23 protein-coding genes and 1 pseudogene are annotated in these 19,531 nt (G+C 64.0%); 10 read left to right on the plus strand and 14 right to left on the minus strand.

The genetic code is table 11. The annotated features are described in order from the left end of the window. Nucleotides 1-19 precede the first annotated feature (19 nt). The 3 genes from MMG94_RS02705 to MMG94_RS02715 all read left to right on the plus strand — a co-directional run bounded on the left by MMG94_RS02705 (nucleotide 20) and on the right by MMG94_RS02715 (nucleotide 2,315). Entirely contained in the window at nucleotides 20-496 is a 477-nt protein-coding gene (locus MMG94_RS02705; protein ID WP_016920999.1) for a J domain-containing protein, read from the plus strand. 165 nt (nucleotides 497-661) lie between these two features. After that, complete coding sequence (locus MMG94_RS02710) at nucleotides 662-1,474, plus strand: amino acid kinase family protein (RefSeq protein ID WP_026016403.1); 813 nt, start codon at nucleotides 662-664, stop codon at nucleotides 1,472-1,474. 7 nt (nucleotides 1,475-1,481) lie between these two features. Then, complete coding sequence (locus MMG94_RS02715) at nucleotides 1,482-2,315, plus strand: amino acid kinase family protein (RefSeq protein ID WP_016921001.1); 834 nt, start codon at nucleotides 1,482-1,484, stop codon at nucleotides 2,313-2,315. A gap of 32 nt (nucleotides 2,316-2,347) precedes the next feature. Here MMG94_RS02715 and MMG94_RS02720 read toward each other — a convergent pair whose 3' ends face one another. The 3 genes from MMG94_RS02720 to MMG94_RS02730 all read right to left on the minus strand — a co-directional run bounded on the left by MMG94_RS02720 (nucleotide 2,348) and on the right by MMG94_RS02730 (nucleotide 6,356). Then, on the minus strand, nucleotides 2,348-2,860 hold the full coding sequence (locus MMG94_RS02720; RefSeq protein WP_016921002.1) for a DUF6163 family protein: 513 nt from the start codon (nucleotides 2,858-2,860) through the stop codon (nucleotides 2,348-2,350). A gap of 65 nt (nucleotides 2,861-2,925) precedes the next feature. Then, on the minus strand, nucleotides 2,926-4,446 hold the full coding sequence (gene trpE, locus MMG94_RS02725) for an anthranilate synthase component I (RefSeq protein ID WP_016921003.1): 1,521 nt from the start codon (nucleotides 4,444-4,446) through the stop codon (nucleotides 2,926-2,928). An 8-nt stretch (nucleotides 4,447-4,454) separates the two neighbouring features. Then, a complete protein-coding gene (locus tag MMG94_RS02730; protein ID WP_016921004.1) occupies nucleotides 4,455-6,356 on the minus strand; it encodes a SurA N-terminal domain-containing protein in 1,902 nt (633 codons plus the stop codon). A 223-nt stretch (nucleotides 6,357-6,579) separates the two neighbouring features. Between MMG94_RS02730 and ppk2 the strand changes: the two genes are divergently transcribed. Together ppk2 and MMG94_RS02740 are read left to right on the plus strand one after the other, a co-directional pair. Next, nucleotides 6,580-7,596, plus strand: a complete 1,017-nt coding sequence (gene ppk2 / locus MMG94_RS02735) for a polyphosphate kinase 2 (protein ID WP_040579408.1) — start codon at nucleotides 6,580-6,582, stop codon at nucleotides 7,594-7,596. Nucleotides 7,597-7,930: 334 nt separating this feature from the next. After that, on the plus strand, nucleotides 7,931-8,374 hold the full coding sequence (locus MMG94_RS02740; protein WP_026016404.1) for a hypothetical protein: 444 nt from the start codon (nucleotides 7,931-7,933) through the stop codon (nucleotides 8,372-8,374). A gap of 6 nt (nucleotides 8,375-8,380) precedes the next feature. Here MMG94_RS02740 and arsB read toward each other — a convergent pair whose 3' ends face one another. The 5 genes and pseudogenes from arsB to MMG94_RS02765 all read right to left on the minus strand — a co-directional run bounded on the left by arsB (nucleotide 8,381) and on the right by MMG94_RS02765 (nucleotide 11,362). Next, nucleotides 8,381-9,442, minus strand: coding sequence for an ACR3 family arsenite efflux transporter (gene arsB / locus MMG94_RS02745; RefSeq protein WP_020372466.1), 1,062 nt, complete (start codon nucleotides 9,440-9,442; stop codon nucleotides 8,381-8,383). A gap of 87 nt (nucleotides 9,443-9,529) precedes the next feature. Further along, nucleotides 9,530-9,948 (minus strand): annotated as a pseudogene (gene arsC / locus MMG94_RS02750) (arsenate reductase (glutaredoxin)). After that, on the minus strand, nucleotides 9,945-10,478 hold the full coding sequence (locus MMG94_RS02755; protein WP_016921010.1) for an arsenate reductase ArsC: 534 nt from the start codon (nucleotides 10,476-10,478) through the stop codon (nucleotides 9,945-9,947). The pseudogene arsC and the gene MMG94_RS02755 overlap by 4 nt, the downstream one beginning before the upstream one ends. Continuing rightward, entirely contained in the window at nucleotides 10,478-10,987 is a 510-nt protein-coding gene (locus MMG94_RS02760) for an ArsI/CadI family heavy metal resistance metalloenzyme (RefSeq protein WP_016921011.1), read from the minus strand. Before MMG94_RS02760 ends, MMG94_RS02755 begins: the two co-directional genes overlap by 1 nt. Nucleotides 10,988-11,008: 21 nt before the next feature. After that, nucleotides 11,009-11,362, minus strand: a complete 354-nt coding sequence (locus MMG94_RS02765; protein WP_040579409.1) for an ArsR/SmtB family transcription factor — start codon at nucleotides 11,360-11,362, stop codon at nucleotides 11,009-11,011. A 117-nt stretch (nucleotides 11,363-11,479) separates the two neighbouring features. On the opposite strand from MMG94_RS02765, the gene tpiA reads away from it, so the two are divergent. The 3 genes from tpiA to MMG94_RS02780 all read left to right on the plus strand — a co-directional run bounded on the left by tpiA (nucleotide 11,480) and on the right by MMG94_RS02780 (nucleotide 13,571). Further along, nucleotides 11,480-12,232 carry a triose-phosphate isomerase gene (gene tpiA / locus MMG94_RS02770; protein WP_016921013.1) on the plus strand — a complete coding sequence of 251 codons (753 nt, stop codon included), beginning with the start codon at nucleotides 11,480-11,482 and terminating at the stop codon, nucleotides 12,230-12,232. Nucleotides 12,233-12,385: 153 nt separating this feature from the next. Beyond that, entirely contained in the window at nucleotides 12,386-12,808 is a 423-nt protein-coding gene (gene ndk / locus MMG94_RS02775) for a nucleoside-diphosphate kinase (protein ID WP_016921014.1), read from the plus strand. 259 nt (nucleotides 12,809-13,067) lie between these two features. After that, nucleotides 13,068-13,571: a PRC-barrel domain-containing protein gene (locus MMG94_RS02780; protein ID WP_016921016.1), complete on the plus strand. Its 504-nt coding sequence runs from the start codon at nucleotides 13,068-13,070 to the stop codon at nucleotides 13,569-13,571. A gap of 36 nt (nucleotides 13,572-13,607) precedes the next feature. On the opposite strand, the gene MMG94_RS02785 is transcribed toward MMG94_RS02780, so the two are convergent. From MMG94_RS02785 to MMG94_RS02795, 3 genes are read right to left on the minus strand one after another with little or no spacing between them, the layout of a single operon-like run. After that, on the minus strand, nucleotides 13,608-14,111 hold the full coding sequence (locus MMG94_RS02785; protein WP_016921017.1) for a GNAT family N-acetyltransferase: 504 nt from the start codon (nucleotides 14,109-14,111) through the stop codon (nucleotides 13,608-13,610). A gap of 3 nt (nucleotides 14,112-14,114) precedes the next feature. Next, nucleotides 14,115-14,393: a type II toxin-antitoxin system TacA family antitoxin gene (locus MMG94_RS02790; RefSeq protein WP_016921018.1), complete on the minus strand. Its 279-nt coding sequence runs from the start codon at nucleotides 14,391-14,393 to the stop codon at nucleotides 14,115-14,117. A 41-nt stretch (nucleotides 14,394-14,434) separates the two neighbouring features. Then, complete coding sequence (locus MMG94_RS02795; protein WP_016921019.1) at nucleotides 14,435-15,940, minus strand: replicative DNA helicase; 1,506 nt, start codon at nucleotides 15,938-15,940, stop codon at nucleotides 14,435-14,437. A 410-nt stretch (nucleotides 15,941-16,350) separates the two neighbouring features. On the opposite strand from MMG94_RS02795, the gene MMG94_RS02800 reads away from it, so the two are divergent. Further along, complete coding sequence (locus MMG94_RS02800) at nucleotides 16,351-16,638, plus strand: GIY-YIG nuclease family protein (RefSeq protein WP_016921020.1); 288 nt, start codon at nucleotides 16,351-16,353, stop codon at nucleotides 16,636-16,638. A 185-nt stretch (nucleotides 16,639-16,823) separates the two neighbouring features. Here MMG94_RS02800 and rplI read toward each other — a convergent pair whose 3' ends face one another. Both rplI and MMG94_RS02810 read right to left on the minus strand, forming a co-directional pair. Beyond that, the gene (rplI, locus tag MMG94_RS02805; protein WP_016921021.1) at nucleotides 16,824-17,387 is read right to left on the minus strand and encodes a 50S ribosomal protein L9; all 564 of its coding nucleotides are present in this window, start codon (nucleotides 17,385-17,387) and stop codon (nucleotides 16,824-16,826) included. 51 nt (nucleotides 17,388-17,438) lie between these two features. Then, nucleotides 17,439-18,434: a DUF2232 domain-containing protein gene (locus MMG94_RS02810; RefSeq protein WP_040579410.1), complete on the minus strand. Its 996-nt coding sequence runs from the start codon at nucleotides 18,432-18,434 to the stop codon at nucleotides 17,439-17,441. Between the two features lie 263 nt (nucleotides 18,435-18,697). Between MMG94_RS02810 and MMG94_RS02815 the strand changes: the two genes are divergently transcribed. Beyond that, nucleotides 18,698-19,105: a copper resistance CopC family protein gene (locus MMG94_RS02815; protein WP_016921023.1), complete on the plus strand. Its 408-nt coding sequence runs from the start codon at nucleotides 18,698-18,700 to the stop codon at nucleotides 19,103-19,105. Between the two features lie 14 nt (nucleotides 19,106-19,119). On the opposite strand, the gene MMG94_RS02820 is transcribed toward MMG94_RS02815, so the two are convergent. Next, nucleotides 19,120-19,518, minus strand: a complete 399-nt coding sequence (locus MMG94_RS02820; protein WP_016921024.1) for a c-type cytochrome — start codon at nucleotides 19,516-19,518, stop codon at nucleotides 19,120-19,122. Between the last annotated feature and the right edge of the window lie 13 nt (nucleotides 19,519-19,531).

The raw sequence follows: 19,531 nt of genomic DNA on the forward strand, positions 1-19,531 counted from the left end.
TTGCGTGAAGATCCGCTGCATGACGGATAAGGAACAATGGGTCGTCTGGAACGGCTCGATGGGCGTTCTCGATATGGCGACGATCGGCCATATCGAGCGCGGCGCGAGCGGCCGCAGCGCCTGTCTGGCGGCGCCCTACGGCGTCGTCGGCCCTTTCAGTCTCGATGAACTGGAGACGCAAGGCCGCGTCGCCTTTGGCGAGTGCCTTGTCATGTCGCGCCGCCGGTGGCGGGAAGATCAGGTCGAACTGCGCCTTGAAGCGCGCGCGAAGCGTAGAGCCTTTCTGCTTCGCGTGGAGGCTGGCGGCGATGATCTCGACCACCGCAAGACGCTGGATCTGCCGATCGAGGGAGCCCTCGAAGCGACGCAGATCAACGCCGCTTTCCGGCGGCTGGCCAAAAGCGCTCATCCGGATGTTGGCGGCAGCGACGAAGATTACCGCCGCATCGCAGAGGCGCGCGACGCGCTTCTCGAGCGCTACGCGGTCGCCTCGTAGCGCAAGGGCGCGAGAGCAAGTTGCAACTTAATGTGTTCTGCGACGTTCTTTCCTTGCGCACGTCCTTCCGGGCGCGCGAAGGAAGCGTATTTTCGCATCTTGCGAGCCGCTCGTCTAAGCTGTAGCGAATCTCAGAAGATGAACGGCAACGGCGGAAGGCTTGCGATGGACCATTCGACGGCGGAGCTCGAAGCGCTCCTGATGCAGCGGTCGCTGACCGACGCTCAGCTTCTGGCTGCGGCGGAGTCCTCGGCGGACTTCCGCATTCTCCCGGACGCGACAGTGATCAAGATCGGCGGACAGAGCGTCATCGATCGCGGCCGCGCGGCCGTGTACCCGCTCGTCGATGAGATTGTCGAGGCGCGCAAAGCGCACAAGCTTCTGATTGGCACCGGCGCGGGCACGCGGGCGCGGCACCTTTATTCCATCGCGGCCGGGCTCGGCCTGCCGGCGGGCGTGCTCTCGCAGCTCGGCGCCTCGGTCGCGGACCAGAACGCCGCGATGCTGGGACAGCTTCTCGCAAAACACGGCATTTCGGCGGTCGAAGGCGCGGGGCTTTCCGCCGTGCCGCTCTATCTCGCCGAGGTCAACGCCGTCGTCTTCAGCGGCATGCCGCCTTACAATCTTTGGATGCGGCCGGCGGCCGAAGGGGTCATTCCGCCTTACCGCACCGACGCCGGATGTTTCCTTCTCGCCGAGCAGTTCGGCTGTAAGGCGATGATCTTTGTGAAGGACGAGGATGGCCTCTACACCGCGAATCCCAAAACCTCGAAGGACGCCAAATTCATTCCGAAGATTTCCGTCGACGAGATGAAGGCGCAGGGACTGCACGACTCTATCCTGGAGTTTCCGCTTTTGGACCTGCTGAAGGCGGCGCGTCACGTCCGCGAGGCGCAGGTCGTCAATGGTCTCGTCCCCGGCAATCTCACCCGCGCGCTGGCGGGCGAACATGTCGGCACCATCATTACCGCGAGCTGAGGCCCCTATGTCCGACACCGCCAACGACATCAAACACGTCGCGTCGCCGCTCGCGCGTCAGACCCTTCTCGACCGCGATCTCACGCGTCCGGTCGCCGGCCGGCGGCCGATCCGCCTTCTGCCCTGGCTGCAGGTCGTCAAGATCGGCGGGCGCTCCATCATGGACCGCGGCGCCGATGCGATTATCCCGATCGTGGAGGAATTACGGAAGCTTTTGCCCGAGCATCGCATGCTCATATTGACGGGAGCCGGCGTCCGCGCGCGCCATCTTTATGGCGTCGGCCTCGATCTTGGCCTGCCCGTCGGATCGCTGGCGCCGCTTGCAGCGAGCGAGGCCGGTCAGAATGGGCATATCCTCGCGTCGCTGCTTGCGCCGGAGGGCGTCTCCTATGTCGAGCACCCGACTATCGCGAGCCAGCTCTCCATCCACCTTTCCGCCGCCCGGGCGGTCGTCGGCAGCGCCTTTCCGCCCTACCATCATCACGAGTTTCCAACCTCGCGCATTCCGCCTCACCGGGCCGATACGGGCGCGTTTCTCGTGGCCGACGCGCTCGGCGCCGCGGGCCTGACGATCGTCGAGGATGTCGACGGGCTGTATACGGCCGATCCCAACGGCCCCGACGGGGACAAGGCGCAACTGCTCCGCGAGACGAGCGCCGCTGACCTCGCAAAGAGCGACGGCACGCTGCCATTCGACCGCGCGCTCGTCGAGGTCATGGCGACGGCGCGCCATCTCGAGCATGTGCAGATCGTCAACGGGCTGGTTCCCGGCCGCCTTACCGCCGCCTTGCGCGGCGAGCATGTCGGGACGATCATCCACACCGGCGCGGCTTCGGCGTAAGGGAAAGATGCAGGGCGCGCGCGGCCGGCGAACTAACCTTCCGGTCGCGTCGAGGCGCGCGCCTCCGCTTTGCGGCGCCTGCGCTCCCGCAGGCGCTGAGCGTCGGAATCGCGGCCGGCCTCGAATGTCAGCGCGAAATACATCAGAATAAGCATGGCGTTGACGCCGATGAGCCAGTAGCCGCCGATAAAGAAGCCCGGCATGCTCAGGGTGAGGAAAATTTGCGCGCTGGCGATGAGCAGCCACAGCACTCCGCCCCATGGCGTCGCAAGCCAGAGGCCGACGCCAGCGACAAGATCCAGAACGGCGAAAAACACGATCGCGAAGGCCGCATTTTGCGGCATCGTGTCGAAGATCGATTGCGGGGCCGTCAGGACGATGCGCCAATGCATCATGCCCTGCACGAGCCAGAACAGGGCGACGATGCGCATGAAGCGCGAAAGCAGCATGCCCCATTTCGCCGCTTCGCCCGCGGGCCCGGGATCGCCGACGCGGATCGGTCGGTAAGGATCGTCGCCGTCGTCGTATATTGTGGGGTCGGCCATTGACGTTTTCGCGAATGGCGAATGGCGAATGGCGAATAGAATTCCTATTCGCTACTCGCTACTCGCTATTCGCCCCTCTTTCTCGTCGCGAAGCGAACGGCTTCCTCGGCGGCGCGGAAAAGCGCCATCGATTTGTTCACGCATTCGCGATTCTCATAGGCCGGCTCGCTGTCATAGACGACGCCGGCCCCCGCCTGCACATGCATTCTGCCATCCTTCACGATCGCCGTGCGCAGCACGATGCAGGTGTCCATCTGCCCGCCGGAGCCGAAATAGCCGATGCAGCCGCCATAGATGCCGCGCTTGTCGGTCTCCAGCTCGTCAATGATCTCCATCGCGCGCACTTTGGGCGCGCCCGAGACGGTGCCCGCGGGAAAGCCCGCGGAAAGCGCGTCGATGCAGTCGAAGCGCGTTTCGTCCAGCTCGCCTTCCACATTCGAGACGATATGCATCACATGGCTGTAGCGCTCGATCGTGAAGCTGTCGGTGACGCGCACCGTGCCCGTCCTGGCGACGCGGCCGACGTCGTTGCGGCCGAGATCGAGCAGCATCAGATGTTCGGCGCGCTCCTTTTCGTCGGCGAGAAGCTCCGCGGCGAGGCGCTCGTCCGCCGCCTTGTCGGCGCCGCGCCAGCGCGTGCCCGCGATCGGGCGGATCGTCACCTTGCCTTCGGCGGCGCGCACGAGAATTTCCGGACTCGAACAGACGATCTGAAAGTCGCCGAAGTCGAGGAAGCAGAGAAACGGCGCGGGATTCACGCGGCGCAGCGCGCGATAGAGCGCGAAGGCGGGCAGAGCGAAGGGCGCGCTGAAGCGCTGCGACAGCACGACCTGGAAGATGTCGCCCGCGCGGATATATTCCTTGGCGCGCTCGACCATTTCCAGAAAGCGCGGCTCCGGCGTGTTGGAGACGGGCGGCTCCGCGAGCAGTTGCGGATCGCAGCCGGCGTCGCGATGGTCGAGCGGCGCCTCCAGCGTCGCGACGATGCGGTCGAGGCGCGTCAGCGCCGCTTCATAGGCCGCCTTCGCTGCGACGCCCGGCTTGGGGCGCACCGGCGTCACGATGGAGATTTCGTCCTTCACCGTGTCGAAGACGACCATCACGGTCGGGCGCAGCATCAGCGCGTCGGGCGCGCCGATCTTGTCTTCCTTGGCGGGCGCCAGACGCTCCATCTGGCGCACCATGTCGTAGCCCAGATAGCCGAAGACGCCGGCCGCCATCGGCGGCAGTTGCGTGGACGACGTCGGCACGGCCGACTCGGCGATGAGCTGGCGCAGAGCGACGAGCGGCGGCGCCTCGCAGGGAGCGAAGGCGTTTTTATCGGCGAGCGCGTCGCGATTGATCTCCGCTTTGTCGCCAAGCGCGCGGAAAATCACGTCCGGATCGAGGCCGATCATGGAGTAGCGGCCGCGCGCCGCGCCGCCCTCCACCGATTCGAGCAGGAAGGCGGCGCCGTCGCGATCGCGCGACAGTTTCAGATAGGCCGAAACGGGCGTCTCCAGATCGCCGACGAGGCGCGTGACGACGAGACTCGGCCGACCGGCCTCGTAATCGGCGCCGAAGGCCCCGAAGTCAGGCTCGAACATGGCGCCGGTCACTGTTCCTTTTCCCCTCCTGTCGCCTGGCGGAGCGCCTTTTCGTTGATCTCGACGTTGAGCGTCTTTTCGAGGCCGCCGACATATTGTTCGAGCAGATCGTTCTGCAGAGCGGGCTTCAACTGCTCGGCGATGGTCCTCGACTCGATCGAGTTCGGATCGAAGGGCGGCGTCTGCGCGTCCTTCACGACGAAGATCAGCTTGCCGCCGTCGACCGAGACCGAGCCGGAGCCTCCGGGCGCGACCTCGAAGAACTGCACGATCGTATTGGTCGCAAAGTCCGGACGTTGCGCGCGCTTCACATCCGTCGCGCGCTTCACCTCGAGGCCCAGCGCCTTGGCGGCGTCGTCGAGCGACTGGCCGCCCTTGATCTTCGCCGCGATCTCGTCGGCCTTGGCCGCCAGCGCCTTCTGAGCGTTTTCGGCGCGCATGGCTTCGGCGACGGCGCCCTTCACTTCCTCAAAGGTTTTCTGGCGGGCGGGATCGACGCCGTTCACCTCGAACCACACATAGCCGCCGTCGCGGGTCGCCACCGTCTCATTGTCCACGCCGATATCGGAGGCGAAGGCGGCCTTCAGAAGATCGGCCCCGGCGGGAACGTCGAGAGCCTTGCCGTCCTTGCCGGCGCCGGCGTCGTCGACGGCGTCGATCACGCGGGTCTTGAGGCCGACGGCCGCGGCGGCTTCCGCGAGCGGCTTGCCGGAAGCGCGCTGGTCCTCCACCGCCTCGTGCAGGCGGCGCACTTCGGGGGCCGCCTTGCCCTGGGCGACCTCGCCCTTGAGCTGCTCGGCGACCTGTTCGTATGTCTTGGTGGTGATGGCGGGCGAAATCTTCTTCACGACCGAAATCACCGCGCCGAAGGCGGTGGTCACAGGCTCCGTCACGCCGGGCTGCGGCAGGGCGAAAACGGCGGCGCCGACCTTGGCGTCGCCGAAATCGCGCTGCTCGACAAAGCCAAGGTCGACGTCCTTCGGGTTGCGCTTGAGTTCGGCCGCCAGCGCGTCGATATCCGCGCCGCCTTTCAGCTTGGCGAGGGCTGCCTGCGCTTCCGCGTCGGTCTTGAAGACGAGCTGGCGCACCTCGCGCTTCTCCGGCGCGCCGAAGCGCTTGGCCTTCACCTCGTCATAGAGCTTGCGCGCCTCGGCGTCGGCGACGTCCGCCGGCTTGGCGACGGAGGCGGGGCTGACTTCGAGGACGGTGAGCTTGCGATATTCCTTGGCGCGGAAGGTCTGCTCGCGCTCGTCGAAATATTTCTTCAGCTCTTCGTCCGACGGCGTCGCGGCGGCGCCGGCGGCCGAAACCGGCAGCACGAAATAGTCGACCGAGCGGGCTTCGTTGCGGAAGCGGTGGATCGCCTCGATCATCAGCTTGGGCGGCTCCACGGCGGCGATGACGAGGTCCGTCAGCGTCTTGCGCAGATAGGCGGTCTTCTGATCGGCGAGGAAGCTGCGCTCGGTGAAGCCCGCGTCGCGAGCGATGGCCTTGAACTTCTCGGCGTCGAACTTCCCGGCGGTCTGGAAGGCCTTTTCATTGGCGATCATGCGCTGGGTCGCCTCGTCGCTCTGGGCGAGGCCGAGCTGGCGGGCCTTCTGGTCCAGAGAGACGTCGGTGATCAGGCGCTCGAGGACCTGAAGGTCCATCCCGGCCTTGTGCGCCTCCTCCGCCGTGACGGCGCGGCGCAGGCGCTGCTGGATGCGGCGCAGATCGTCCTGGAACGCGGTTCTGAACTGCTCGACGGTGACCTCGCCGGAGCCGACCTTGGCGAGGCGCTGGGAGGTCATGCCGCGGAAGACGTCGCCGACGCCCCAGATCGCGAAACTGACCACGATGACGCCCATCACAACCGCCATGATGGTGCGGCCGATCCAGTTCTGCGATGCGACGCGCAGGCCCTCGAGCATGATTTCCGGTTCCCTGTGTTTTTATGGGCGGTCCGCCCCTGTTTTGGCGGCGGACTATAGGGAGGGGCGCGTGCCGTGGCAATGAGCCGCGCGCACAAGCTTTGCGGCGCGTCGATATGCGACGTTGCCAGGCTCGGTCTTCTCGGCGCAATCTTGGAGTTTCACGCGCGGGGGCGGCGGGGCCGCCGGTTCCGGCGCGCGCTTTTCGCCCGAAGGAATTGGAATGGACGAGACGAAGAACGAGATCAGCGCAGCGGCGGTCGACGCTTTGGAGAAACTGGGAGCGGGCGCCGTCGAAGCGGAGGAAGCCGCTTCGCCCGCGGCCAAAGCCTTCGCCGAGCCGGCTCCCCATCGCGAGGACGTGCGCCGCCTGCGCGCCGATTCGGAGGCGATCCGCCACGCTTTCGAGACGGGGGAGTTCCCCTATAAGACGCGCCTGTCCAACAAGGTCTATCTCGACCATATGGCGGCGCTGCAGGTCGAACTCCTCAAGGCGCAGAACTGGGCCAAGGAGACCGAGCAGCGCATCGTCATGATCTTCGAGGGGCGCGACGCGGCCGGCAAGGGCGGCACGATCAAGCGCTATATGGAGCATCTCAATCCGCGCGGCGCGCGCGTCGTCGCTCTCGAGAAGCCCTCCGAGCGCGAACGCAAGCAGTGGTATTTCCAGCGCTATATCGAGCATCTTCCCGCCGGCGGCGAGATCGTGTTTTTCGATCGCTCCTGGTACAACCGCGCCGGCGTCGAGCGCGTGATGAATTTCTGCACGCCGAACGAATATCTCGACTTCATGCGGCAATGCCCCGACCTCGAACGCATGTTCGTCAGCTCCGGCGTGCGCCTCTACAAATACTGGTTCTCGGTCACCCGCGAGGAGCAGATGCGCCGCTTCAAGGCGCGCGAGACCGATCCGCTGAAGCAGTGGAAGCTCTCGCCGATCGATCGCGCCTCCATGGACAAGTGGGACGACTACACCGAGGCGAAGGAGGCGATGTTCTTCTTCACCGACACGGCGGACGCGCCTTGGGTCGTGATCAAATCCGACGACAAGAAGCGCGCGCGGCTCAACTGCATGCAGCACTTTCTCTCGAGCCTCGAATATCCCAACAAGGACCATAGCGTCGTGCGCGGGCCCGACCCGCTGATCGTCGGCGCGAGCGCTCACGTCATCGGCCGCAGCGAGCATATCGTCGGCAAGTCGCTCACGCTGGATTTGGAAAAGAAGCGCAAGCGCGGCTGAGTCGCGAGATGTAGATCGCCGGCCGCTCGGGCTTCCCGGCGGCCGGCGCCTGAAGCTTTACCGCGCATTTTCGCTTTTGCGCCGCATTCCTGCCTCCGTAAGGGCGCGCTCTGCCCATTTCAAGACCGCGATTGAAGATTTTTTGGTCAAAACCTTGTTCAAATTCAAGCGCCTACTTGCAGGCCAGCGAGCCCTCGCGTAACGATTGAGACGTTGAAGCTGACAGGGCCATGCGCCCGAGCAACGGCTCCCGGGGCGCGCGCTTGGCCCGCGGGGCTTTTAAGTAAAATGCGGCGATAGAACGCAACGTCCAAGCGCCTCAAAAGGAACAGCCATGCTGCGATCTTATGGTCTTGCAGGAATGATGACGCTTGTACTCTATTCTGCGCCCGCCAGTGCTTTCGACGTGGTCAATCACGACTATGGCGGCCGCGTCGAGCCCTATATCGGGCGTGTCGCCCGGGCGCAGGCGCGCGGCGAACCCGTCCGCATCGGACCGGTCGAATGCGACTCCTCCTGCACGCTCTATCTCGCGGCGCCCCAGTCTTGCGTATCGCCGGGCGCCGTGTTCGGCTTCCACGCGCCCTGGGTCGGCGGCCCGACCAGCGGCGTCATCGACCGGCAGATGACGGCGGTCTTCGCCTCGGCTTACAAGCCGTCGCTGCGCCGCATCTTCCTCAATCACGTCCGCAATTCGCGCGGCATGGTGCCGGGCCCGCTGCTCAAGCTTTCCGGCGCTCAGCTTGGGAGCCTCGGCTACCGGCTCTGCAGCGAGTAGCCGGCGTCAGGTCTGGTCGGACGGCGCGAATGCGCGTTCGCGCGTCGCGCCGCTTTCGTACCAGCCTTTGCTTCGGTTGACCGCCGAACAGACGGTGAGCATGACCGGCACTTCGATCAGCACGCCGACGACGGTGGCGAGCGCCGCGCCGGACTCGAAGCCGAAGAGGCTGATCGCGGCCGCGACCGCCAATTCGAAAAAGTTGCTGGCGCCGATCAAAGCCGACGGGCCAGCCACGCAATGCTCTTCTCCCGCAACGCGGTTCAGCGCATAGGCGAGCGCCGAATTGAAATAGACCTGGATGAGGATCGGAACGGCGAGCATGGCGATAATGGCCGGCTGACGAATGATCTGCCCGCCCTGAAAGCCAAAGAGCAGCACCAGGGTCGCAAGCAAAGCCACAAGCGAGATCGGTCCGATCTTCGCGAGCGTCGCCGCAAGCCGCGCTTCGCCGCCCGACGTCAGAAAGCTCCTCCGGGCGATCTGCGCCACGATCACCGGCACGATGATATAAAGCGCGACCGAGAAAAACAGCGTGTCCCAAGGCGCGCTGATCGATGAAAGGCCGAGCAGCAGGCCGACGATCGGCGCGAAGGCGACGATCATGATGGCGTCGTTGAGCGCAACCTGGCTCAAGGTGAAATGCGGCTCGCCTTTGGTGAGGCTCGACCAAACGAAGACCATGGCGGTGCAGGGGGCCGCGGCGAGCAGGATGAGTCCGGCTATGTAGGAGTCGATCTGTTCGGCCGGCAAATAGGGCCGGAACAGATGGCCGATGAAAATCCAGCCGAGCAGCGCCATGGAGAAGGGCTTGACCGCCCAGTTGACGAAAAGCGTCACGCCGATGCCGCGCCAATGGCGCGAAACCTCCTTCAGCGCCGCGAAGTCGATCTTCATCAGCATCGGCACGATCATCAGCCAGATCAAGGCCGCGACCGGAAGATTCACTTTCGCGATCTCCGTCGCGCCGATGATATGGAAGACGCCCGGCAGAAAATGGCCGAGCGCCACGCCGACGACGATGCAAAGAGCAACCCAGAGGGTGAGGTAGCGTTCGAAGACGGTCATGGCGGGCGCGCCGTCAACGCTGGATGCAGTCGAAACCATGGTCGCTTCAGTCATGCCGACAACTCCTTCTCGGCTTCTCGCTTTATTTCAGACGCGGTCCGGAGCGGCGGCGGGGATAATTTCGCCGTCTTCCTTTGTGAAAGCGCCAATGTCTGGATTGGGGAGGATTTCGAGCACGGTCTCGGACGGGCGGCAGAGTCGCGCGCCCTTCGGCGTCACGACAATGGGCCGATTGATGAGAATCGGGTGATCCATCATGAAGTCGATGAGGTCGTCTTCGGTCCACTTTGAATCGGAAAGGCCCAGCTCGTCATAGGCGTCCCCTTCCGGCGCAGCAGGTCGCGCGCCGACATGCCCATCGCCGCGAGCAGCTCGACGAGTCGCGCGCGGGTCGGCGGGGCTTTCAGATATTCGATCACGACCGGCTCTTCGCCGCTCTGGCGGATCATCGCGAGCGTGTTGCGCGACGTGCCGCAGGCGGGGTTGTGATAGATGGTGATCGTCACGTTCGCGCCTCCGCCTTATGGGGGATCGAGGCGCCTTCAGCCGCGCCGATTTCTCGAAGCCTCTGGCTGAGAGCCAGCCTGTCGAGGCGGGCGATCGGCGTCGCCAGCAACAGGGATATGCGGTTCTTCATGAAGCGGAAGGCGAGATTGAACGCCTTCTGCTTCTCCATGTCCGAACCCTCGACGGCGGCTGGGTCGTCTATGCCCCAATGCGCCGTCATCGGCTGGCCCGGCCAGATCGGGCAGGCTTCGCCCGCCGCGTTGTCGCAAACGGTGAAAACGAAATCCATTTTGGGCGCGTCCGGGCCCGCGAACTCGTCCCAGCTCTTCGAGCGAAAGCCGTCCGTCGGATAGTCGTAGGCTTCAAGGGTCTTCAGCGCATATGGGTTTACGGCGCCCTTGGGCTGGCTTCCCGCTGAAAAGGCGTTAAAGCGCCCCGCGCCGTCCTTACGCAGGATGCCTTCCGCGAGGATCGAGCGCGCCGTATTGCCGGTACAGAGGAAGAGGACGTTGTAGATGCGGTCCGACATCACGCAATCTCCTTGGGGCCGCAGCAGGAGTCGCCCGCGGAGCGTTCCGGCTTAGGCGGGCGGCAAGCCCCTTGCGGCGTCGATGGCGTGCAACAGGCGCTCCCGCCCTCGGTCGCGGCGCCGAGCGCCGCATCGTCGCCATAGACTGTGCTCTCTCCCGTGGTCAGAAACGTTTCCCAAAGGAGCCCCTGCGGGTCGGTCGTCCAGGCTTTTTCAGACTTGGCGTAACAACAAGTCGTCTCGCCTTCCTCGAGAACAGGCCGTTCGGCCTGTCGCAGACGGCCATAAGCGTCCGTCAGCTCGTTCGACGTCTCGACTTGAATGCCGAGATGATCGAGGCCGGGCTTTTTGCCGCGCGCCGAAATCGCAAAATTGACGTGGGGATCTTCCAGCATCCATTTGGCGTAGTCTCCTTTGGACACGGAAGGCGCCGTTCCAAAGAGCGCGCTGTAGAAGCGGATCGATTGGGCGAGGTCCTCAACGGACAAATGGACATGCAGGCGCTTCATGGCGTTTCTTCCGGTTGGCGATCACTCGGATGTTGAAGTCTGTGGACAGCAAGGAGCCAGCTCGGCGACGATCGGCTCGCAAGCGTCGGGACGACCGCCGCAGCAATCCTCGACGAGGAAGCGAAGGAGCGCACTCAGTCTTGTGAGATCCGCGCGATAGATCACGCTGCGCCCCTTACGCGCGCTCGCGACGAGGCTGGCGTTGGACAGGACGTTGAGATGCGTCGACAGGGTGTTTTGCGGCACGCTCAGCTTGCGCGCGAGTTCGCCCGCGGCGAGGCCCTGGGGCTCGGCGCGCACGAGCTGGCGGAAAGCCTCCAGCCGCGTTTGTTGCGACAGCGCGGCGAGGCAGGCGAGGGCGGCTTCAGTTTCCATATTTCTGGATATATAGAAATAAATACGACGATCCAATGACGCTGCGCCGGCCCGCCGCATTGCGAGTCCGTCAGCTTCTGCTAGGTAAAGTCTTTCAGATCGAAGGATTCCCAGCGCATGACCCGCCGCCCGCTCGTCGCCGGAAACTGGAAAATGAACGGGCTCATGGCCTCCCTCGCCGAAATCGCGGCGATGGGGACGGCCTATGACGTCTATCTCAAGACAAGAGTCGAACTGATCCTCTGCCCGCCCACGACCTTGATCGGCCTTGCGCTCGACGTCGCCACGCAGGGCGGCGTCGGGCTCGGCGCGCAGGATTGCCATGCCGACGCTTCGGGCGCGCATACCGGCGATATTTCTGCGGAGATGCTGAAGGACGTCGGCGCCTCCTATGTCATCGTCGGCCATAGCGAGCGACGGGCCGACCATGGCGAAACCGACGCGGCCGTCGAAGCCAAGGCAGCGGCGGCGCTCCGCGCCGGGCTGACGCCGATCATCTGCGTCGGCGAGACGCGGACGGAACGCGAGGCGGGGGAAGCGCTTGCAATTGTCGGCCGGCAGATCGAGGGCTCGCTGCCCGCCGATGCGCCAGGGACGATCGTCGTCGCCTATGAACCGGTCTGGGCGATCGGCACGGGGCTGACCCCCACGCTCGCCGACATCGCCGACATGCACGCTTTCGCGCGCGAAAGGATCGAGGCGCGGCTCGGCGGCGGAAAAGGGCGGACCGTGCGCATCCTCTATGGCGGGTCGGTCAAGCCGGCCAATGCGCGCGAATTGATGAGCGTCGCCAATGTCGACGGCGCGCTTGTCGGCGGCGCGAGCCTCACGGCCAAGGATTTCATGGCGATCGCGGCCGCGTATCGATAGAAGCCGCAGGCTTGCCGCTGCGCGGCGCCGCCGGTATAAGCGCGGCGCTTACCGTCTGGAGCGCGCGCGAAAAAGTGGTCCCCGGTTTTTCGCGGGAAGCGCGCTCCAAACTATGGAATTCCAGTACTCCAACATACGAGGCGATGCGCTCTCATGGCGATCGAACGCACCTTTTCCATCATCAAGCCCGACGCGACCAAGCGCAACCTCACCGGCAAGATCAATTCGATCATCGAGGGCGCGGGCCTGCGCATCGTCGCGCAAAAACGCATCCGCATGACCCGCGAGCAGGCCGAGACCTTCTACGCCGTGCATAAGGAGCGCCCCTTCTTCGGCGAGCTCGTCGATTTCATGATCTCCGAGCCGGTCGTCGTGCAGGTGCTCGAGGGCGAGAACGCCATCGCGAAATATCGCGAAGCAATGGGCGCCACCAACCCCGCCAACGCCGCGCCGGGCACGATCCGCAAGGAGCATGCGCTTTCGGTCGGCGAGAATTCGGTGCACGGCTCGGACGCTCCCGAAACCGCCGCGATCGAGATCGCGCAGTTCTTCGCGGGCAATGAGATCGTCGGCTGAGCAGCCCGGCGAAGGAAAAAACGGCGCCTTCGGGCGCCGTTTTTATTTGTGTGATTGCGAATTCGACAAAGCGAATTTCAGGACTCTGGGCTCGTCCAATCGTCGGCCAAGCTAGGAACAACGTCCGGGCAAGTCTGTTGTAAAGGCACGTGAAGCGATGCGCTCACGTGATCTCGAGCCTCGAAAAAAGCGCGGTTTTATCCAACGAGCGCGATTCCTCGCGCTCGCGATGCGCGCTTGCGACGACGGAGTAACGCACATGTTGAAAGCGATGATGTTCGCGGCCGCGCTGGCCACGGCGGGGGCGGGCGTTGTTTACGCCCAGTCGACCATGGGCACAGAGCGCGGCGCGGGCGGAACGATGGGCGGCAGGTCCGGCTCGCAAACCCTCGGCCAGCGCGAGTCGACGGGCGGAATGGCGGGTCCGGCGGTCCAGATAATGACGACGCTGCCGACGCATGCGACCGCCGTCTCCAACTGGTACGATCGGAACGTCTATGATCAGCAGGAGAACAAGATCGGCGAGATCAAGGACATGCTGCTCGACCGCGAGGGCAGGGTGCAGGCCGTGATCATCTCCGTCGGCGGCTTCCTCGGCATGGGCGAGAAAGACGTGGCCGTAGCTTTCGACGCCGTGCAACCGTCCCAGCGCGAGAACCGCTGGTGGCTGACGATGAACGCAACCAAGGACCAACTCCGCACCGCGCCGGGGTTCCGTTTCGACCGCTCGAAACAGGCTTGGACCGTGGCGGCGCGGGATTAGCTATCGATGCGTCGACCTCGCCGCGACGCGGCGAGGTCAGCTTTCAGCTACTAACGACCGAATTGTTGCGAGCGGTAGAAAGAGGCTCGAACTCCTGTTTGAAAAAGATATGAACCCGAAAGATCGATAGAAGGCGATCGCCTTTTCGTCGATCGCGTCGACGAAAACAGCATATGCCCCCACGGGGGAACGGCTGAGTCGAGTAAAAGCGTCGTAAAGCAACAAGGTCCCGACGCCTTCGCCCGCAAAGGAGCGGTCTCGCGCCAGCCAGCCGATCAACACGGCCGGAACGGAGGGATAGCGAGGTAACTTCCGCACCAACTCCGGCGGCAATTCGGTCAGGGGTACGCCGCTCGACGACAATGTATAGAAACCCGCCAAGCGCTCGCTCTCTCGTTCGACCAAGACATAACAGGCGGCATAGTCGCGTTTGACGTCCTGTTTGATTACGCACTGGAAATAATGGTCGATTTTGTCGTTCCCGCAGACGAAACTCCCGCGGTCTCGATTATCTAACTCCACCGAATAGAAGCGCGTCACGCGTCACCGTGTTTCAACGCTTTTCCGATACGCGGAGCTGGCGCGCTTTAGGGTTTCATTTGGCTCGGGCGGATCGATCAACGCCAACGCGAACCGACGCTGATCCTCTGCCGAAAGCCGGATAATTTCCTCTTCTTCAATTGCCTTACGCGCGGCCTCATGGGCAGCGCTCACAACAAAATCAGTGAGCGTCCTGCCTTTGAGTTCAGCAGCCTTTTTAAGCGTCGCATAGACGCTTGCCGGAAGCCGGGCTTCTAATCGGGCCGTGTCGTTCTTGACCATGCTCGCCTATATACGGCATTTTGCCGTATCGGGCAACCCGGTCACCTCACCGTCGGGAGCTTGTCCTCTTCCGCCAGATTCGAGAAGCGCGTCACCTCAGCTTCGAAGGCGAGCGGCACCGTGCCGGTGGGGCCGTGGCGCTGCTTGCCGATGATCACCTCGGCGCGGCCGTGCGCGGCCTCCATGTCGGACATCCATTTGATGTGCTCTTCCGTGCCCTCGCGCGGCTCGCGGAACTTCAGATAATACTCTTCGCGATAGACGAAGATCACGACGTCGGCGTCCTGTTCGATCGAGCCGGACTCGCGCAGGTCGGAAAGCTGGGGCCGCTTGTCGTCGCGCGACTCCACCTGACGCGAGAGCTGCGAAAGCGCGATGACGGGCGCATTGAGCTCCTTGGCCAGCGCCTTCAGGCCGGTCGTGATCTCCGTGAGCTCCTGCACGCGATTGTCGCCGCGCGATTTCGAACCGGAAAGCAGCTGCAAATAGTCGACGACGAGCAGATCGAGTCCCTTCTGGCGCTTCAGGCGGCGCGCGCGCGCCACGAGCTGCGCGATCGAAATGCCGCCGCTCTGGTCGATGAAGAACGGAATGCTCTGCATCTCGCGCGACGCCTGCACGATGCGCTCGAAATCGTCCTGACCGAGATCGCCACGTCTGATCTTGTAGCTCGGCACGCCGGATTGTTCGGCGATCACGCGCGTCGCCAATTGTTCGGCTGACATTTCGAGCGAGAAGAAGCCGACAATGCCGCCATTGATCGTCTTGTGCGATCCGTCGGGCTCGACCTCGTATTGATAGGCCCTGGCGATATTGAAGGCGATATTGGTCGCGAGCGCCGTCTTGCCCATGCCGGGGCGGCCGGCGACGATGATGAGGTCGGATTTCTGCAGCCCGCCCATTTTCTCGTCGAGATCGACCAGACCCGTCGAGACGCCGGAGAGATGGCCGTCGCGCATATAGGCGCTGGAGGCCATGTCGATGGCGACGGTGAGCGCGTCGGAAAACTTCTGAAAGCCGCCTTCGTAGCGGCCGGTCTCCGCAATCGAATAGAGCTTGCGCTCCGCCTCCTCGATCTGCGTGCGCGGACTGGCGTCGACGGGCGAGTCGAAAGCCGTGTTGACGATGTCCTCGCCGATAGTGATCAGATCGCGCCGTACAGCCAGATCGTGAATGATGCGGCCGTAATCTTCGGCGTTGATGATGGTGGTCGCTTCCGCCCCGAGACGCGCGAGATAGGCTTGAATCGTCACGCCCGCCGGCAGCTCGATATCGGCGAGAAAGGTCTTGAGCGTGACGACGGTGGCGAGCTTGCCCGCGCGGATGAGCTGTGAAGCCGTCTCGAAAATGCGGCGGTGCAGATCCTCCGAGAAATGCTCGGGCTTGAGAAAGTCGGAAACGCGGTCGAAGGCGTCGTTATTGACGAGAATGGCGCCGAGCAGCGCCTGCTCGGCCTCGATATTGTGCGGCGGCGTGCGATAGGCGGGCGTCTCGGGCTGCGCGACCTGAAAAGGGCGCCGGCCCGCCAATTGTTCGATTGGAGGCATTGGGGCTCGTTATGTCGACTGAAACGCCGGGGTTCTCGGAAAACGCGACGCTAAAAACTCGCCGGACTGACAAGACATTCGCATGAAGGCGCGCAGGACGCCAGACTTGACTCTTAATGAGAGGTTTCCATCACGGAGTTGCGAGTCTTATTCACAGCGCCGCGAAGGCGGCGATTGGCGGGCTTGCACAACGCCGAATCACGCATCGACGCCGGCCGCCTTTGCGCGGAGCGTCAGCGGCGGCGCAATCTAGAATCGTGATGACGCCCTGGATTGCGTCGCTCCGCTCGCAATGACGGGGGCGAGTTCGTCACCAATCGTCATTGCGAGCCGAAGGCGAAGCAATCCAGAGTCTCACTACGGCTCTAGATTGCTTTGCTCCGCTCTCAATGACGGTTAAGTTGAAGCCTATGAGAAATCCGGCCGTTTACATTGTCGCCAGCAAACGCAATGGCACGCTCTACACGGGCGTGACGTCCAATCTGCCGCGACGGGCCTGGGAGCACCGAGAGGGCCTCGTTGACGGATTCACCAAACAATATGGCTGTCGTCTGCTTGTCTGGTGCGAATATTACGAGACCATGCCCGAGGCGATCGCTCGAGAGAAACAGATAAAGGCAGGGTCTCGCGCCAAGAAACTTGCATTGATCGAGGCGATGAACCCTACGTGGCGCGATCTCTATGAAGAGCTTCATTGAGGCGGCCCGCCGTCATTGCGAGGAGCGCGAGCGACGAAGCAATCCAAGGGCGTTAACGTGGTTCTGGATTGCGTCGCTTCGCTCGCAATGACGGCTCAAGCGGGGGGCGCTGATGGCTCGCAATAATAAAAAACCCGGCGATCTCTCGACCGCCGGGTTCAAAATCCAAAGAAGCGTGAGCGCTCTTACAGCTCGACGTCGCCAGCCTCGGCGAGCGCCGCGCCGACTTCGAGGCCGAGATCGTCCATCGACGTCTCTTCGCGGGTCGTGACCGACTCGCCGCGCGCCTGACGGTCGGCTTCCTCTTCCGAGCGGGCGACGTTGACGGTGATCTTGACGTCGACTTCCGGATGCAGATGCACCGGCACGGGGTGCAGTCCGAGCGCCTTGATCGGATGGGTCAGAACGATCTGGTTGCGGTTGAGCGAGAAGCCGCCGGCCGTCGCAGCCTCGGCGATGTCGCGCGCCGCGACCGAGCCATAGAGATGGCCGCTCTCGCCCGCCTGGCGGATGAGCACGAAGGTCTGACCGTCGAGCTTCTCGGCGACGGCCTCGGCCTCCTTCTTGGCCTCGAGATTGCGCGCCTCGATCTGGGCGCGCTGGGTCTCGAAATGCTTTTTGTTTCCGTCCGTCGCGCGCAACGCCTTGCCGCGGGCCAGAAGGAAATTGCGGGCGTAACCGTCACGGACCTTCACCGTGTCGCCCATCTGGCCGAGCTTGGCCACGCGTTCGAGCAGAATGACTTCCATTTTTCTTCTTCTCCGAGAGTTGGCGCCTTTGTCAGGAAAATCCCGCGGAAGTCAATCCGATTCCGCCGGCTTTTGCGGCTGGCCGGGCGCCGCGGCCGTTTTTCGGTCGCGATAGTTGAAGACGGCGTCCGCTATGCCGAGAACGGCGAGCGGCACGATCGGCCATCCGAGGAAGCCGAGCATGAAATAGAGGATGGAGAGCACGAGCGCGCTGGATTTCGAGCCGCGAACGAAGACATGCACGACCGCAAGTCCTTGCAGCATCAGCAGCATGCCCATGGTGGCGGCCAGCACGAGGCCGACCGCGCCGGCGGGACCATTGAAGAAGGTCAGCGCGACGCCGGCCAGGAAGAGGCCCGCCACGGCCCGGGGCAGGCGGTAGTCCATGGCGATGTCGGGCCAGGGATGCGTCAGCAGCGCCGAGGCGCGGGCGATAAACCCGCCCATCCAGAGATTGGCGATGTGGATGAGGAGCGCGTATCCGGCGAAGAAGGCGGGCACGGCCCTCGCAACCTGTCCGGAAAGCTCCGTCGGACTGAGAGACTCGGGAATCTCCTTGTTCCGATGCATGGAGTCCAGCATCAGGAAGGCGCGGGCGCGGATGGGGTTCAAGACCTCGTCCAGCGACCCTTGCCAATAGGTCCCGACGATCAGCCAGAGGATGATGGCGAAGGCCAGCGCGCCGCCGACCGCCAGGCAGGCCCAGCTCGAAAAGTTCGAGCGGATCAGGTCGCGGTCGCCCCGCGGCGCTCCAGAGGCGGCGTAAGCGGCGAGCCAGCCGGGAAACGCCACGAGCAGGGCGTATCCGACGCCGACGCCCGGGCCGGCCAAAACCGAAAGCAGGAGCGTCGCGACAATCGCCGAGGTCGCGCCGTGAACGATCCCAAAGCCGAAGGCCACGATGGCGAGCGGCAACGGCGCGAGATGGGCGAAAAGCAGTCCGCCAAGCCCCCCGCGCGTCACGACGGCCGCGATCGCCGCGGCGGCGAGGCCGCCGAGGATCGAGACGCCGAAATTCTGCGGCGAAAATACGCTTTTGTCGGGCACGGGCGCGTCGCTTCCGGTCGAAGTGTCGGTGGCCGGCGCGCAAGCAGCGCGATCAAGCCAAAAAGCGCCGAAACGACCTCTCGGCCGGCGGCGCATGAGGCCTTTTAGTCCGGCGCGGCCGGAAGGGCAAGAGAGGAACGAGGCGCGCAAAGGGACTGGTCTTTTAGAAATATTCAAAACTGGCGGCGAACGGACAGCGTTCACGGGGCGTTTTATGTGCGAGGCGGCGTCCCCGCGTGGCGACGCCGTAGAGGAGAAGCGCAATGTCCAAGCTGCTGACGAACGGCGTCCTCGCCGCGCTCGCGCTGGCCGCAACCCAGACTCCGGCCGGCGCCCATGTCGCTCTCGTCGATTCCGTGCCCGCCAAGCGGCAGGAAGTGATGCACGAAATGCCGCGGATCAGGTTGATCTTTTCGGGAAAGGCGGACGCCCTCTACTCGACCGTCGCGCTCGCAGACGAGAAAGGGCGCGTTCTGGCCGAGGCGACGCAGAAGGAGGCCTCTCACGAGATGACGCTCCCGCCGCAGGCGCTCAGCTCCGGCGCCTATCAGATTCGATACCGGGTGCTGGCGACGGACGGCGACGTTGTGGAAGGCAGGGTTGATTTCGTCGTCTCGGACATGTTTCCGAGCGCTTCCTATCAGGAGGCCGCGGCGCCGCCGAGCGATTGAGAAATCGCGCTCTTTCAGTGCTTGCCGGGCTCCAGCTTCACGCCTCTGCGCTCGGAATGGATATAGGCGAGCAGGGCGGTCATCTTCGGATCGTCCGCCGCCAGCGGCTGCCCCTGCAGCGGATTGCGGATGCACCAATTCACCATTTCCCAGAGCTGCGCGACCTTGCCGAGCTGTTTTTGGAATTTCGGATAGGTTTCGGGGTGCGTATTGGCGGCGTTGGGGTGGCACTGCGCGCAGGCGACGCCGTTGGTTCCCACCGCGCCGCTCGTCCAAAGTTCGCGCCCCTTTTTGGCGACGCTGTCATATTCCTCCTGCCAGCGCGCCACATCGGTCTTCTTGAATTCGTCCGCCAATGCGGAGGTCCCCGTGAGCGCCATGACAAAGGCGACGGCGGCGATTTGCTGACGCATGAGCTTTCTCCGG

Origin of the sequence: Methylocystis parvus OBBP, assembly GCF_027571405.1 — a bacterium.
Lineage (GTDB): Bacteria > Pseudomonadota > Alphaproteobacteria > Rhizobiales > Beijerinckiaceae > Methylocystis > Methylocystis parva.

Coding starts and splice junctions, on each gene's coding strand:
- MMG94_RS02705 (WP_016920999.1), top strand. CDS start 20: ATGACGGATAAGGAACAATGGGTCGTCTGGAACGGCTCGATGGGCGTT.
- MMG94_RS02710 (WP_026016403.1), top strand. CDS start 662: ATGGACCATTCGACGGCGGAGCTCGAAGCGCTCCTGATGCAGCGGTCG.
- MMG94_RS02715 (WP_016921001.1), top strand. CDS start 1,482: ATGTCCGACACCGCCAACGACATCAAACACGTCGCGTCGCCGCTCGCG.
- MMG94_RS02720 (WP_016921002.1), bottom strand. CDS start 2,860: ATGGCCGACCCCACAATATACGACGACGGCGACGATCCTTACCGACCG.
- trpE (WP_016921003.1), bottom strand. CDS start 4,446: ATGTTCGAGCCTGACTTCGGGGCCTTCGGCGCCGATTACGAGGCCGGT.
- MMG94_RS02730 (WP_016921004.1), bottom strand. CDS start 6,356: ATGCTCGAGGGCCTGCGCGTCGCATCGCAGAACTGGATCGGCCGCACC.
- ppk2 (WP_040579408.1), top strand. CDS start 6,580: ATGGACGAGACGAAGAACGAGATCAGCGCAGCGGCGGTCGACGCTTTG.
- MMG94_RS02740 (WP_026016404.1), top strand. CDS start 7,931: ATGCTGCGATCTTATGGTCTTGCAGGAATGATGACGCTTGTACTCTAT.
- arsB (WP_020372466.1), bottom strand. CDS start 9,442: ATGACCGTCTTCGAACGCTACCTCACCCTCTGGGTTGCTCTTTGCATC.
- MMG94_RS02755 (WP_016921010.1), bottom strand. CDS start 10,478: ATGTCGGACCGCATCTACAACGTCCTCTTCCTCTGTACCGGCAATACG.
- MMG94_RS02760 (WP_016921011.1), bottom strand. CDS start 10,987: ATGAAGCGCCTGCATGTCCATTTGTCCGTTGAGGACCTCGCCCAATCG.
- MMG94_RS02765 (WP_040579409.1), bottom strand. CDS start 11,362: ATGGAAACTGAAGCCGCCCTCGCCTGCCTCGCCGCGCTGTCGCAACAA.
- tpiA (WP_016921013.1), top strand. CDS start 11,480: ATGACCCGCCGCCCGCTCGTCGCCGGAAACTGGAAAATGAACGGGCTC.
- ndk (WP_016921014.1), top strand. CDS start 12,386: ATGGCGATCGAACGCACCTTTTCCATCATCAAGCCCGACGCGACCAAG.
- MMG94_RS02780 (WP_016921016.1), top strand. CDS start 13,068: ATGTTGAAAGCGATGATGTTCGCGGCCGCGCTGGCCACGGCGGGGGCG.
- MMG94_RS02790 (WP_016921018.1), bottom strand. CDS start 14,393: ATGGTCAAGAACGACACGGCCCGATTAGAAGCCCGGCTTCCGGCAAGC.
- MMG94_RS02795 (WP_016921019.1), bottom strand. CDS start 15,940: ATGCCTCCAATCGAACAATTGGCGGGCCGGCGCCCTTTTCAGGTCGCG.
- MMG94_RS02800 (WP_016921020.1), top strand. CDS start 16,351: ATGAGAAATCCGGCCGTTTACATTGTCGCCAGCAAACGCAATGGCACG.
- rplI (WP_016921021.1), bottom strand. CDS start 17,387: ATGGAAGTCATTCTGCTCGAACGCGTGGCCAAGCTCGGCCAGATGGGC.
- MMG94_RS02815 (WP_016921023.1), top strand. CDS start 18,698: ATGTCCAAGCTGCTGACGAACGGCGTCCTCGCCGCGCTCGCGCTGGCC.
- MMG94_RS02820 (WP_016921024.1), bottom strand. CDS start 19,518: ATGCGTCAGCAAATCGCCGCCGTCGCCTTTGTCATGGCGCTCACGGGG.